Source organism: Sporosarcina sp. FSL W7-1349 (assembly GCF_038003045.1).
GTDB lineage: Bacteria > Bacillota > Bacilli > Bacillales_A > Planococcaceae > Sporosarcina.
In genome coordinates this window covers 1,346,146-1,358,852 of record NZ_JBBOOK010000001.1, presented here as the reverse complement: position 1 = coordinate 1,358,852, position 12,707 = coordinate 1,346,146, and the positions used below count along the sequence as shown (strand labels likewise).

The window sequence follows — 12,707 nt, the reverse complement described above, 5'->3', positions numbered from 1 at the left end:
ACGTGCGTCCTATATTAGGGAATTGAAAAAGGGGTGTGCCAGATGGGTGAATGGTATCTGGAATACGAAATTCAAGTGAACCGTCCCGGACTTCTCGGGGATATCGCATCGTTGCTCGGGATGTTGCGGGTAAATATTATGACGATTAACGGCGTCGACGGCGGACACCGCGGAATGCTTTTGCGTACGGAAGACGATGGGCAGATCAAGCGGTTTGAACAAATTGCATCGACAATGGAAACGATTAAAGTTTTGAAGATTCGTGAGCCGAAGTTGCGGGATATATTGGCGGTCCGCCATGGTCGGTACATCCAGCGAGATGCGGATGAGAAGAAGACGTTTCGGTTTTTGCGTCGGGATCTCGGGATCCTCGTCGATTTCATGGCCGAAATCTTCAAGCAGGAAGGTCATAAACTGATCGGAATCCGCGGGATGCCACGGGTTGGAAAGACTGAGTCTGTCGTGGCGGCAAGCGTCTGTGCGAATAAGAAGTGGATTTTCCTCTCGTCCACAATGATCAAGCAGACCGTCCGGAGCAAGTTGATGGGCGATGAGTTTTCGGATGATAATATTTTCATACTGGACGGCATCGTGACCCGTCGTGCAGAGGATGAACGCCATATGCAGCTCGTTCGGGAAATCATGCGGATGCCGGCGATCAAAGTGGTGGAACACCCGGATATGTTCGTCCAGCATTCGGAATATGATATAGAGGATTTTGACTATATCATTGAATTGCGGACCGATCCGGAACAGGAAATTACATATGAGATGATGGAGAAAAACCATATGATGTCCGACCCGGGGACGATGGGGGGAGGGCCCGGATTCTTTAATTTTTAAATTAGGCAGGTGTTTTTGGTGACCGGATTAGGTGATCGTCTCCGAGAGGCGAGAACAGCTAAAGGATATACATTAGAAGATTTGCAGACCATCACAAAAATACAGAAAAGATACCTTTCCGGTATTGAAAACGAAGATTATAGCATGATGCCGGGCTCTTTTTACGTCCGGGCATTTATCAAGCAATATGCGGAGGCGGTCGGGGTTGATTCCGATGAAATGTTGGCTTTGTATCAAGAGACAACCCCTTCGGAACTGCCGGAAGAGGACTCTGTCCAGCCCGCAGCCCCGCTTCGGCGCCGGAGAGGTCTGAAGGACAGCCGAATCAATGAGGCCATCCCGAAAGTGATTGTGGCTCTATTCATCATTGTCATCATCGTAGTCGTCTGGATTTTGTACAAGTCCAATGGGTCTACGAACCCGTCCGTCGATAATCCGCCGGAGGAAACAATTACGACTGTGGAGAAAAAGCCGGTCGAACAGAAGCCCAAGGAAAATGCAGATGATGATGCCGGTGCGGTACCTGATGAGGAGGAAACTCCTGCTCCGGAAGTTGTGGAGCCTGAACAGGAACAGACTTTGGAACATGTCACCATTAACGGGGACGACTCCATGTACACATTGACCAATACCGATCAATTCCAGTTGGAAATTAAAACAAACGGGGATTCCTGGATCGGTGTGTTGGATGCAGCGAGACAGGAGCGGATGGAACCGAACGCCCGGACATTGAGCGCTGGAGAGCAAGTGGAATTAGATGTCTCGGATACCGACCGGGTACGCATCCGTGTGGGACGTACAGCAAGCACGGAAATTTACGTCAACGGCGAGCTATTGGAGTATGCTTCACCAAAAACCACGCAAAACATCATTATCGAATACAAGAAAGAGCAATAGTCATCTGAAAAGGATGACTATTTTCTTTGAAAAAAGGTATAGAGAAAGGGGAACTTCGCTTTATGAATTTGCCAAATAAAATCACGGTTTCCCGTGTACTGCTTATCCCTATTTTCATGGTGTTCATGCTGATCGATTTCGGTTTCGGCAAGCTGAATGTCGGAGGAACCGAATTGACGGTGGAACACTTGATCGGTGGCTTGCTTTTCATTTTTGCGTCGGCCACCGATTGGCTGGATGGGTTCATCGCCCGGAAATATGGGCTAGTTACGAATATGGGGAAATTCCTCGATCCGCTGGCAGATAAGCTGCTCGTTTCGGCTGCGATGATCATCCTTGTAGAAATGGGGGCTGCGCCTTCCTGGATTGTCATCGTTATCATCAGCCGGGAATTTGCTGTTACAGGACTTCGTCTGATCTTGGCGGGGGGCGGCGAAGTCGTCGCGGCGAACCAGCTAGGCAAGATCAAGACAGTGGCTCAGATATTGGCCATTGCCTCCTTATTATTAAATAATATCTTTTTTGCACTGCTCGGTATTCCATTTGGACTGATCATGCTTTATATTGCCTTGCTCTTCACCATTTGGTCGGGTGTCGACTACTTCTATAAGAATAGAAGGGTGCTGTTAGACTCGATGTAAAGAAAGGGACGTGAATAGATGAAAGCGGAAATTATTGCGGTCGGCTCGGAATTATTGCTCGGCCAAATCACCAATACGAATGCGCAGTTCATTTCGGAGAAGCTCGCGGAGATCGGGATCGATGTCCATTTCCAAACGGTCGTCGGAGACAATTCCGACCGCTTGAATGAAGTGATCGAGATTGCGAAAAAACGGGCGGATGTTCTCATTTTCACCGGGGGACTTGGGCCGACGAAAGACGATATGACGAAAGAGACAATCGTGAAACAGATCGGGTCGACGTTGGTCAGTGACGAGGAGGCCCTGTTTTCGATTCAGCAGTATTTCGAGCGGAGCGGGCGGGTAATGACGGAAAACAATAAGAAGCAGGCATTGGTGTTCAAAGATGCGATTGTCCTGCCGAATCGCAATGGCATGGCGCCAGGAATGGCGATCGAAAAAGCCGGCGTCCAATATATTTTATTGCCGGGGCCGCCTCATGAAATGAGGCCGATGTTCACCAGCTTTGCGATTCCCTATTTGCTTGGTGTGACGGGTAGGAAGGAAGTCATCTCCTCCCGCGTATTGAAATTTTACGGAATCGGCGAAGCGGAGCTGGAACATCGTATACAGCCAATCTTGGAAAAGCAGTCCAATCCGACAATCGCTCCCCTGGCATCGGTCGACGGAGTGACCTTGCGGATTACGGCAAAAGCCGGCACCTTGGATGATGCAAACAAACTGATTGCCCCTGTGGAGGGGGAAATCCGTGCGATTGTCGGGGAATTTGTTTACGGTGTCGACGATGATACGCTATCATCCAAGGCTGCGGAGATGCTCTTCCAGAACGGTTGGACATTGTCCGCAGCGGAGAGCCTGACGTCCGGCCTATTCATGGCGGAGCTCGGGAAAGAGGCGGGCATCGGCGTTTCTTTGGAAGGCGGGGTCGTCGTCTACAACGAACAGCAAAAAGTCGAACAGCTCGATGTGGAACAAGAATTATTAGATCGGTTTGGTGTCGTCAGTTCGGAATGCGCCGCTGCTCTTGCCGTGAACGTGAAACGCAAATTCGGATCGAATATCGGGGTCGGCCTGACGGGCGCGGCAGGTCCGGAACCGCATGACGGTGCACCCGTCGGTACCGTATGGATCGGCATCGTGTCTGACGATGCGGAAATGGAAACGTATAAATTATCCCTTTCCGGTTCCCGAAATGCGAACCGTCGACGTGCTGCCCAATTTGCAATCTATTACTTAATTAAGCATATGGAGAAAAAAGAGGCCAAAAAAAAGTTTTAAGCCGATTTCTCAATTAAAAATGAGATTTCTATATGGATTCTCATTTAAAAGTAGAGAATGAATAAAATTATCGAATAAGCGTTCGCTTTTTTCTTGTGTATTTCTCAATAAAGGAGTATAGTAGAGATAGAAAGAAAAGCATATCACCTTTAAGGAGGAACTATTTTGAGCGATCGTAAAGCGGCTTTGGATATGGCCTTGAAACAAATAGAAAAACAATTCGGGAAAGGTTCCGTCATGAAAATGGGAGAACAGACGGACCGTGAAATTTCCACATCATCGAGTGGCTCGCTTGCACTCGACGCCGCTCTTGGAGTCGGCGGCTACCCGCGCGGCCGGGTAATTGAAATCTATGGTCCGGAAAGTTCGGGTAAAACGACTGTCGCGCTCCATGCCATTGCGGAAGTGCAGGCGGCAGGTGGACAGGCGGCCTTCATCGATGCGGAGCATGCGCTTGATCCGGTCTATGCGCAAAAATTGGGCGTCGATATCGATGAATTGCTATTATCCCAGCCGGATACGGGAGAGCAAGCGCTTGAAATCGCAGAAGCGCTCGTCCGAAGCGGTGCAATCGACATCATCGTCATCGACTCGGTGGCGGCGCTCGTCCCGAAAGCGGAAATCGAAGGGGAGATGGGGGATTCCCACGTCGGTCTTCAAGCCCGTCTCATGTCCCAAGCATTGCGTAAACTTTCCGGAGCGATCAATAAGTCGAAAACTATCGCAGTATTCATCAACCAAATTCGTGAAAAAGTCGGCGTCATGTTCGGTAATCCGGAAGTGACACCAGGAGGCCGTGCCTTGAAATTCTATTCCTCCGTGCGATTGGATGTCCGCCGCGGAGAAGCGATTAAGCAAGGTAATGATATCATGGGGAACAAAACGCGGATCCGCGTCGTGAAAAACAAAGTTGCGCCACCATTCCGCACAGCGGAAGTCGATATCATGTACGGGGAAGGAATCTCCAAAGAAGGGGAAATCGTCGACCTCGGTGCCGAATTGGATGTCGTCCAAAAGAGCGGTTCCTGGTATTCCTACGAAGGTGAACGCCTTGGACAAGGACGCGAGAACGCGAAACAATTTCTTAAGGAAAATCCGGAAATCCGTAACGAAATCGCCAATAAAATCCGTGATTCATACGGAATGGCCAGTGCCAACTACGTTATCGCCGCCCATGAAGAGGACGAAGATGAGGACGAAGTGCTGGAACTATTGCTGGACGAAGAATAATCCTATCAAAACCGAACCACCCAAAAGCGGGCGGTTCGGTTTTTCGGGGTTTTCGTATTTTATAAGAACGGCTAGCCAGCTATATCCTATTCTTTCGTACCTGTTGAGACAGTGTCCATCCGGGGCAAAATATTGATTAGTCTATATAATAAGATGAACGAAAGACTTGGATTCGCTAATTCTAGTTGCTTGGAGTGGAAGGCGGCGACTCCTGCGGGGGGAAGCGCGAATGGTGAGACCCCGCAGGAAAAGCCGTTACGTAGAACGGCTTTTGTGCCAAAAAGCGCAGCGTTTGGCAGCAGCTTGTCCTTCGAAAGAATGTAGCGTTGGCAACGCTGGATGCCTTAATTTCTGCGAAGTGCGCAGAAATACGGCAAATCGAACCCTTCGCTGTTCGAATGGCTCGCCCGCGCCCCGCGGAAAGCGTCCGCCTGCTCCTGTCGCTGCGCTTTCGTCGCAAACGAAATTTGGAACGGAAAGCAACAGTTTGTTGATAATGTCCGTTTCTTTAGTTCGATTTATATAAAATCGGAAAGCCGTAATATTATTCCAAACCCGCGCTCCAATCCTTGACATGTCAATTTCACACCGATACAATTAATAGTGTATAATTTCAAATTCCTGAAATGAATATTGGCAGTATGTTGAACCTTAATATACGAGCCGACTGAAAATGAAAAGAATAGCAGGAGGAGGTGACCTGGATGTTATGGAATATCATCTCCGCTTTGCTCGGGCTCATCGTCGGTGCCGTTGTTATCTATTTTGTTAATAAGAAAGTGAACGAATCAAAAGTTACGGGTGCCAAATACTCGGCAGAACAAATCGTTGAAGAGGCGAAGCGTGAAGCGGAGGCCATGAAAAAAGAGGCACTACTGGAAGCGAAGGATGAAACTCACAAACTGAGAATTGAAGCGGAAAGTGAAATCCGTGAAAGAAGGGCGGAACTGCAAAAGCAGGAAAACCGTCTTCTGCAACGGGAGGAAAATCATGACCGCAAGGATGATGCTCTCAACAAAAGAGAAGCGGGTCTGGAGCGCAAAGAAGAAGCGCTAACCGGAAGACAACAGCATATTGAACAGATGGAACGCAAGGCGGAAGAACTTGTTACCCTACAACAGGCGGAACTCGAAAGAATCTCTTCACTGACGCGGGATGAGGCGAAGCATCTCATCTTGGACGAAGTGGAAAAAGAACTTTCTACCGATATCGCTGTCATGACCAAGGAATCGGAACAGCGTGCGAAAGAGGAATCCGATAAGCGAGCACGTGAAATCCTATCCCTTGCTTTGCAGCGTTTCGCAGCCGACCATGTCGCAGAAACAACCGTTTCGGTGGTCAATTTGCCAAATGATGAAATGAAAGGCCGCATCATTGGTCGGGAAGGGCGTAATATCCGTACGCTGGAGACATTGACGGGAATCGATCTCATAATAGACGATACGCCGGAAGCTGTCATTCTGTCCGGATTCGATCCGATCCGTCGGGAAACTGCACGTCTTGCACTGGAAAAACTCGTCCAAGACGGCCGTATCCATCCGGCGCGAATCGAAGAAATGGTGGACAAATCCAGACGTGAGGTGGACGAGCTGATCCGGGAGACCGGGGAGCAAACTACATTCGATGTCGGTGTTCACAATCTGCATCCGGATTTGATTAAAATCCTCGGAAGATTGCGATTCCGTACGAGCTACGGCCAAAACGTTCTGAAGCACTCGACCGAAGTTGCGTATCTCGCCGGCTTGCTGGCTGCGGAACTCGGTGAAGATGTGACGCTTGCGAGACGGGCCGGGTTGCTCCATGATATCGGGAAAGCGATCGACCATGAAGTCGAAGGCAGCCACGTCGAAATCGGCGTCGAGCTGGCGACGAAGTATAAGGAACATCCTGTGGTCATCAACAGTATCGCATCTCACCACGGAGATACGGAGCCGACTTCGGTCATCGCCGTACTCGTTGCCGCAGCCGATGCTTTATCCGCTGCACGGCCGGGAGCCCGCAGTGAGACGTTGGAAAACTATATTCGCAGATTGCAAAAACTCGAAGAGATTTCAGAGTCTTACGATGGGGTGGAGAAATCATTTGCCATCCAGGCAGGACGGGAAGTTCGCATCATCGTCCGGCCGGATCAGATTGATGATATTACCGCGCATCGTTTGGCGCGTGATATCCGGAAACGGATTGAAGAGGAACTGGATTATCCAGGACATATCAAAGTGACGGTCATTCGGGAAACCCGTGCCGTCGAATATGCAAAATAAAAAAAGAAGGGGCTTCCGTGCAACTGAACCGGAAGCCTTTTTCTATGGAAGAGGCGTTTTCATGAAAGTATTATTTATCGGGGATATCGTTGGATCGCCGGGCCGGAACATGGTGTTTGATTACCTGCCTCGCCTGAAAAAGAAATATGCGCCGGATGTCATCATCGCAAACGGGGAAAATGCGGCATCGGGCCGGGGCATCACCCGCTCTATTTTCGACGATTTGCTCCGCGCCGGCGTGGATGTCATCACGATGGGCAATCATACATGGGATCATAAGGAGATCTTTGATTTCATCGATGACACTGATTATTTGCTCCGGCCTGCGAATTTTTCGGAGGAGGCACCGGGCAAAGGGATGACGACCATCTCAAAGAACGGGGTAACGCTATCGGTCATCAATTTGCACGGACGCGTCTTTTTGCCGCCGCACGGGGATCCGTTCGAGAAGGCGGATGAGCTCGTGGCACAGGCGAAGGAAATTTCACCCCTTGTCTTTATCGACTTTCACGCGGAAGCGACGAGCGAGAAAATCGCGATGGGATGGCATCTGGATGGCCGGGCATCCGTCGTCGTCGGGACCCATACCCATGTCCAGACAGCAGATGACCGGATTTTGCCAGGAGGTACGGCATATTTGACGGATGCCGGCATGACGGGGCCGTATGATGAAATCCTCGGCATGAAAAAAGAGGATGTCCTCTACCGATTCAAGACGAATTTGCCGGTCCGGTTCGAAGTGCCGAAACATGGCCGGGTGCAGTTGAACGGCCTTGTGGTGGAAATCGATGACGCATCGGGACGGGCCATCGCCATTGAACGCATCGCGATCAACGAGGACCGCCCGTTCATCGGCTGAAATCGCGTCTAAATGGCCTCCTTGTTTCATAGGATAGTTTATGGAGTACTGCATTCCATAGACATAGGAAAATAAGGAGGAATAATGGTGAATCCATTGAAAGTATCATCCCGCTCGAATCCGAATTCAGTTGCCGGGGCACTCGTCGCGGTCATCCGGGACCAAGGCTATGCGGAAATGCAGGCAATCGGTGCAGGCGCATTGAACCAAGCGGTAAAAGCAGTGGCGATTGCAAGAGGATTCGTAGCACCTAGCGGGGGTGATCTCGTCTGCGCACCTGCGTTCACTGACATCCAAATCAATGGAGAAGGCCGCACCGCACTGAAATTGTTAGTTGAGAAAAGGCAAAAATAAAATGAAAAAACAGTTGTCACAAGGCTGCCACTTAATCAGCCTGCGTCAACTGTTTTTTTGTGGATGGATATCATTCAATCTGGATCCTCATGGTAATTCCGTCGTCCGGCTTTCGAGCGCGTCGGCTATTTGCGAAGTTGTTTTGAGTCGTGCCTGCTTTATCAGCTTCCTGGAAATGAACCATTCCGCCACAAAAATATTCGGGACCCATGAAAACCAAGCGATGGCAGCATAACTTAATTCAAAGTTTTCCAACCCGAAAAGCCATGCGAATAAAGGTAGCCAAATCCGCAATGTCACAGCTGCCAAGGTCAAGGAATAATTCCGAATCATCCACTTCCGATGGGCAAGGACCCGCTTTTCTTTAATGTTGATAAAAGCTTGATAGGCAGTTGTGAACCAAAGTATGGATAATGTCATGAACCCGGCTTTGCCAACCCAACCTCCTGTTGCATAGAGGGCCAGATAGAAGCCGGAAAGACTGCCGATTCCAACACCGATTACGTAGATTTTCCCGAATATGCGATGCAACCGAATATTGTTCTCCCTGAATTTGGCCGATAACGTAAAGGGCCCGATCACTAAAGCGATTAGACTTGATGCCGCGTGAATGAACAGCATTGCAAACCAGACGGCGCCTAATCGAGCGAGAAACAATTCCTTCATTTGAACGAACCCGGCTTGGCTCGCATCCAGGACAAAATATTGGACGAGTGCATAGCCGGCTACGGCAATCGCCAGACACGTCATGATCCACCAAAGCAATCTTTGCATGCTTCCACCTCCAATGTATGATTTAGCGATCCAACATTTTATAGCCGAGAATCATGGATTTCAGATGGATCTGAATGAATCTGTCGCGATCGACCCAGTGAAATTGCGGGAATGTAATGAGCAAGGCGGTGATTCCGTGTAAGCTCGCCCAAATGGAATTGCTTATATACAGAGCGGATGTCTCCCGATCTTGCCCGTTCATCACGAATGTCTGGTCATCGAATAACTCCTCTACAACAGCCTTAAGCAGCAAAAAACCGTGATAGCGATTGCTATTTTCGATGGACCGGATATTCGTTTCAAAGTTTTCAGTAAAGATCAGATTATAATAATCCGGCTGGTCTAATCCGAACTGAATATACGCTTCACACATGTCGAACAGTCTCTCTTCAGTCGATCGGCAAAGCGCGGCCTCATGGGATTCTTTCAGCTTCGCATAAAACAGGCCATATCCCTCTTCCAACAAATTTCCCAAAATCTCTTCTTTATTTTTGAAATAAAGATAGATAGTAGTTGGGGTATAGCCAATTTTGCTTGCGATTTTTCTCATGGACACATGGGAAAACCCCTCTTCTAAAAAAAGATGGCGGGCGGCATCCATAATTTCATCCTTGACGTTTTTTGGATTCACATATAGCACCTCACTTAACACCGTTAACTTAACAGTGTTAATTTACTATGTATTTTTATTCCTGTCAATACCTTTATATGTCAGACAATGTTCATCGTCTTCATGAGCTTCGCCGTATTGTGACAAAGCACCAACAAAATAGCCTAACCTTGTAAACCTGACATACGTTTCAGTATAATAGGTACGAACTGTCTAAATCCCGCAAGGTCAGAAAGGGGACATTTGCAAATGAATGAAGAGCAACGCCTGCAAGCAGGTCTTGTGAAGCCGGGATTAGCAAAACCGGCGGAAGAGAAGGACTACAGTCAATATTTCCAAACGGTCTATACCCCGCCGTCTTTGAAAGAAGCGAAAAAACGTGGGAAAGAGGAAATTTCCTACCACGATGATTTTGAAATAGAAGAACGGTTCCGCGGCATGGGCGTGGGCCGGAAATTTTATATACGCACATACGGCTGCCAGATGAATGAGCATGACACGGAAGTCATGGCTGGTATTTTTCAGAACCTCGGTTATGAAGCGACAGACGATGTGGAAGAGGCGAACGTCATTTTATTGAACACTTGTGCCATCCGGGAAAACGCAGAAAATAAAGTGTTCGGGGAACTTGGCCATCTGAAGCCGTTGAAACAGAGGAACCCGGATGTCCTGATCGGGGTTTGCGGCTGCATGTCCCAAGAGGAATCGGTCGTCAATAAAATATTGAAAACGTATCAGCAGGTCGATATGATCTTCGGTACGCATAACATCCATCGCCTGCCCCATATTCTGAACGAGGCGTATTTATCCAAGGAAATGGTCGTGGAAGTGTGGTCGAAAGAAGGGGACATCATCGAGAACCTTCCGAAGGTCCGCCACGGCAATATTAAGGCATGGGTCAACATCATGTACGGCTGTGACAAGTTCTGTACATACTGCATCGTGCCGTATACGCGCGGGAAAGAACGGAGCAGAAGGCCGCAGGATATCATCCAGGAAGTGCGCCAGCTCGCAGCGGAAGGTTATAAGGAAATCATGCTTCTCGGGCAGAACGTCAACGCATACGGCAAAGATTTCGAGGACATCGACTACCGTCTCGGCGATCTGATGGACGAGCTTCGCAAGATCGATATTCCGCGCATCCGTTTCACAACGAGCCATCCGCGCGATTTTGACGACCATCTCATCGAAGTACTCGCGAAAGGCGGGAACTTGCTGGATCATATCCATTTGCCGGTACAATCGGGTTCCAGCGAAGTCTTGAAAATCATGGCGCGGAAATACAACCGGGAACAGTTTTTGGAATTGGTCCGGAAGATCAAAGTAGCGATCCCGAACGTCACGTTGACGACGGATATCATCGTCGGCTTCCCGAATGAAACGGACGAGCAATTCGAAGAGACGCTCTCCCTGTATAAGGAAGTCGGTTTTGAAATGGCTTATACGTATATTTATTCGCCACGGGAAGGGACGCCGGCCGCGAAAATGGTCGATAATATCCCGATGGAAGTGAAGCGGGAGCGCCTGCAAAGGCTCAATAAATTGGTCAACGACATGTCCGCCGAATCGATGAAGCCGTATAAAGGCAAAACAGTCAAAGTGCTCGTCGAAGGGGAGAGTAAGAAGAACCCCGACGTGCTGGCAGGCTACACGGAGAAGAACAAGCTCGTCAATTTCAAAGCTCCGCGGTCAGTCATCGGTGAGATTGTGTACGTCAAAATCACGGAAGCCAAAACATGGTCGCTCGACGGTGAATATCTTGGCGTCGTAGAAAAGGATAAGGTGATAGTCTAATGGAAAAATTGTATACGAAGGATGACATCATCGCGAAATCGAAAGAAATCGCGAAAATGATCGCCAATACGGAAGAAGTGGAATTTTTCAAGCGGGCCGAAGCGCAAATCAATGAAAATCAAAAAGTTCGTGAAAGCATTGCGAGCATGAAATCATTGCAGAAGCAAGCGGTCAATTTCCAACAGTATGGAAAAGAAAAGGCATTGAAAATTATCGAGGAAAAGATCGAGAAACTGCAGGAGGAGATCGATGCAGTACCGATCGTTCAAGAATTCAAGCAGTCGCAAGTAGAAGTGAATGACCTGCTTCAACTCGTGTCCAACACAATCGCAAACACAGTGACGAATGAAATTATTATCTCGACAGGAGGCGATTTGCGACGCGGCGAAACCGGATCGCATGTGAAGGCGACGACATACGGTAAGTTAGGGGAATAAAACGGAAATCGGTGTAAATTAATTTTTACGCCGATTTTTTTCACTTTCTGGGCTCCATTTGCATAGGATGGATTGAAGCGAATGGAGGAGGAATCGAACTGAAAAATTTACGGCAGATCGTGACGAAGGCAGTCATCGCAAAAGGGAAGAAGCGGACAGAGCAAGACGTGGTGCTCAAGCCCCCGAATCGCCCGACGAGCATTTTGGGCTGCTGGGTCATCAACCACACGCATCAGGCGAAAAAGCATGGGAAGTATATCGAAGTGACTGGCAAATTTGATGTCAATGTCTGGTATTCCCATAATGACCATTCCAAAACCGCCGTTTTCACCGAGTCGGTCCCGTATAAGGACCAGATTCGTTTGAATTACCGGGATGAGCCTACATCAGGCCAGGAAGATATTTTGGTCACGGTATTGCAACACCCGAATTGCACGAAGGCGACCATTTCGGATTGTGGCGAGAAATTCAATATTTGTGTGGAGCGCGAGTTGCTGGCGGAAGTCGTGGGCGAAACGAAAGTGCTCATTTCCGTACATCCGCATGGCCACTTTGAAGAGCAATGGCCGTTCAAGGATGAATCCTCTTCACATGAGGACGTCCGGGGCCATCAGGAAGACGACCATAAAAAAGGAAAAGATTCATCCTCTCTCTAAGCCGGACACCATCCCGGCTTTTTTTGTTGTTAATGAAATCAGACGAAAACGGGCCCGTGCCCTCTGCCGGAAT

13 protein-coding genes are annotated in these 12,707 nt (G+C 48.8%); 11 read left to right on the top strand and 2 right to left on the bottom strand.

Features of this window, described 5'->3' with window-relative positions; all coding sequences use genetic code 11:
* Nucleotides 1-42 precede the first annotated feature (42 nt).
* The 8 genes from MKY41_RS06795 to MKY41_RS06760 all read left to right on the top strand — a co-directional run bounded on the left by MKY41_RS06795 (nucleotide 43) and on the right by MKY41_RS06760 (nucleotide 8,363).
* On the top strand, nucleotides 43-843 hold the full coding sequence (locus MKY41_RS06795; protein WP_340744315.1) for a DUF3388 domain-containing protein: 801 nt from the start codon (nucleotides 43-45) through the stop codon (nucleotides 841-843).
* 18 nt (nucleotides 844-861) lie between these two features.
* Complete coding sequence (locus MKY41_RS06790; RefSeq protein WP_340744314.1) at nucleotides 862-1,740, top strand: helix-turn-helix domain-containing protein; 879 nt, start codon at nucleotides 862-864, stop codon at nucleotides 1,738-1,740.
* Nucleotides 1,741-1,802: 62 nt separating this feature from the next.
* Nucleotides 1,803-2,381, top strand: a complete 579-nt coding sequence (pgsA, locus tag MKY41_RS06785) for a CDP-diacylglycerol--glycerol-3-phosphate 3-phosphatidyltransferase (RefSeq protein ID WP_340745650.1) — start codon at nucleotides 1,803-1,805, stop codon at nucleotides 2,379-2,381.
* Between the two features lie 18 nt (nucleotides 2,382-2,399).
* Nucleotides 2,400-3,659: a competence/damage-inducible protein A gene (locus tag MKY41_RS06780; protein WP_340744313.1), complete on the top strand. Its 1,260-nt coding sequence runs from the start codon at nucleotides 2,400-2,402 to the stop codon at nucleotides 3,657-3,659.
* A 165-nt stretch (nucleotides 3,660-3,824) separates the two neighbouring features.
* Nucleotides 3,825-4,889 carry a recombinase RecA gene (recA, locus tag MKY41_RS06775; protein WP_041074188.1) on the top strand — a complete coding sequence of 355 codons (1,065 nt, stop codon included), beginning with the start codon at nucleotides 3,825-3,827 and terminating at the stop codon, nucleotides 4,887-4,889.
* A 704-nt stretch (nucleotides 4,890-5,593) separates the two neighbouring features.
* The gene (gene rny, locus MKY41_RS06770) at nucleotides 5,594-7,150 is read left to right on the top strand and encodes a ribonuclease Y (RefSeq protein ID WP_340744312.1); all 1,557 of its coding nucleotides are present in this window, start codon (nucleotides 5,594-5,596) and stop codon (nucleotides 7,148-7,150) included.
* Nucleotides 7,151-7,211: 61 nt separating this feature from the next.
* On the top strand, nucleotides 7,212-8,009 hold the full coding sequence (locus MKY41_RS06765; protein WP_340744311.1) for a TIGR00282 family metallophosphoesterase: 798 nt from the start codon (nucleotides 7,212-7,214) through the stop codon (nucleotides 8,007-8,009).
* Between the two features lie 87 nt (nucleotides 8,010-8,096).
* Nucleotides 8,097-8,363 (top strand): stage V sporulation protein S, encoded by a 267-nt coding sequence (locus MKY41_RS06760; RefSeq protein WP_144399685.1) that lies wholly within the window; start codon nucleotides 8,097-8,099, stop codon nucleotides 8,361-8,363.
* A gap of 87 nt (nucleotides 8,364-8,450) precedes the next feature.
* Here the strand turns inward: MKY41_RS06760 and MKY41_RS06755 are convergent, their stop codons facing one another.
* Together MKY41_RS06755 and MKY41_RS06750 are read right to left on the bottom strand one after the other, a co-directional pair.
* The gene (locus MKY41_RS06755) at nucleotides 8,451-9,137 is read right to left on the bottom strand and encodes a DUF2306 domain-containing protein (RefSeq protein WP_340744310.1); all 687 of its coding nucleotides are present in this window, start codon (nucleotides 9,135-9,137) and stop codon (nucleotides 8,451-8,453) included.
* Nucleotides 9,138-9,159: 22 nt separating this feature from the next.
* Entirely contained in the window at nucleotides 9,160-9,768 is a 609-nt protein-coding gene (locus MKY41_RS06750; protein WP_340744309.1) for a TetR/AcrR family transcriptional regulator, read from the bottom strand.
* Nucleotides 9,769-9,996: 228 nt separating this feature from the next.
* Between MKY41_RS06750 and miaB the strand changes: the two genes are divergently transcribed.
* The 3 genes from miaB (at nucleotide 9,997) to cotE (ending at nucleotide 12,634) form a co-directional block, all read left to right on the top strand.
* On the top strand, nucleotides 9,997-11,541 hold the full coding sequence (gene miaB, locus MKY41_RS06745; RefSeq protein ID WP_340744308.1) for a tRNA (N6-isopentenyl adenosine(37)-C2)-methylthiotransferase MiaB: 1,545 nt from the start codon (nucleotides 9,997-9,999) through the stop codon (nucleotides 11,539-11,541).
* Nucleotides 11,541-11,978, top strand: a complete 438-nt coding sequence (locus MKY41_RS06740) for a RicAFT regulatory complex protein RicA family protein (protein ID WP_041074198.1) — start codon at nucleotides 11,541-11,543, stop codon at nucleotides 11,976-11,978. The genes miaB and MKY41_RS06740 overlap by 1 nt, the downstream gene beginning before the upstream one ends.
* A 119-nt stretch (nucleotides 11,979-12,097) precedes the next feature.
* Nucleotides 12,098-12,634 carry an outer spore coat protein CotE gene (gene cotE / locus MKY41_RS06735; RefSeq protein ID WP_340744307.1) on the top strand — a complete coding sequence of 179 codons (537 nt, stop codon included), beginning with the start codon at nucleotides 12,098-12,100 and terminating at the stop codon, nucleotides 12,632-12,634.
* Nucleotides 12,635-12,707: the final 73 nt, after the last annotated feature.

Excerpts from the sequence above, each read along its gene's own strand:
- MKY41_RS06740 (WP_041074198.1), top strand. The coding sequence starts at position 11,541 with ATGGAAAAATTGTATACGAAGGATGACATCATCGCGAAATCGAAAGAA.
- MKY41_RS06755 (WP_340744310.1), bottom strand. The coding sequence starts at position 9,137 with ATGCAAAGATTGCTTTGGTGGATCATGACGTGTCTGGCGATTGCCGTA.
- rny (WP_340744312.1), top strand. The coding sequence starts at position 5,594 with ATGTTATGGAATATCATCTCCGCTTTGCTCGGGCTCATCGTCGGTGCC.
- pgsA (WP_340745650.1), top strand. The coding sequence starts at position 1,803 with ATGAATTTGCCAAATAAAATCACGGTTTCCCGTGTACTGCTTATCCCT.
- MKY41_RS06765 (WP_340744311.1), top strand. The coding sequence starts at position 7,212 with ATGAAAGTATTATTTATCGGGGATATCGTTGGATCGCCGGGCCGGAAC.
- MKY41_RS06780 (WP_340744313.1), top strand. The coding sequence starts at position 2,400 with ATGAAAGCGGAAATTATTGCGGTCGGCTCGGAATTATTGCTCGGCCAA.
- miaB (WP_340744308.1), top strand. The coding sequence starts at position 9,997 with ATGAATGAAGAGCAACGCCTGCAAGCAGGTCTTGTGAAGCCGGGATTA.
- MKY41_RS06795 (WP_340744315.1), top strand. The coding sequence starts at position 43 with ATGGGTGAATGGTATCTGGAATACGAAATTCAAGTGAACCGTCCCGGA.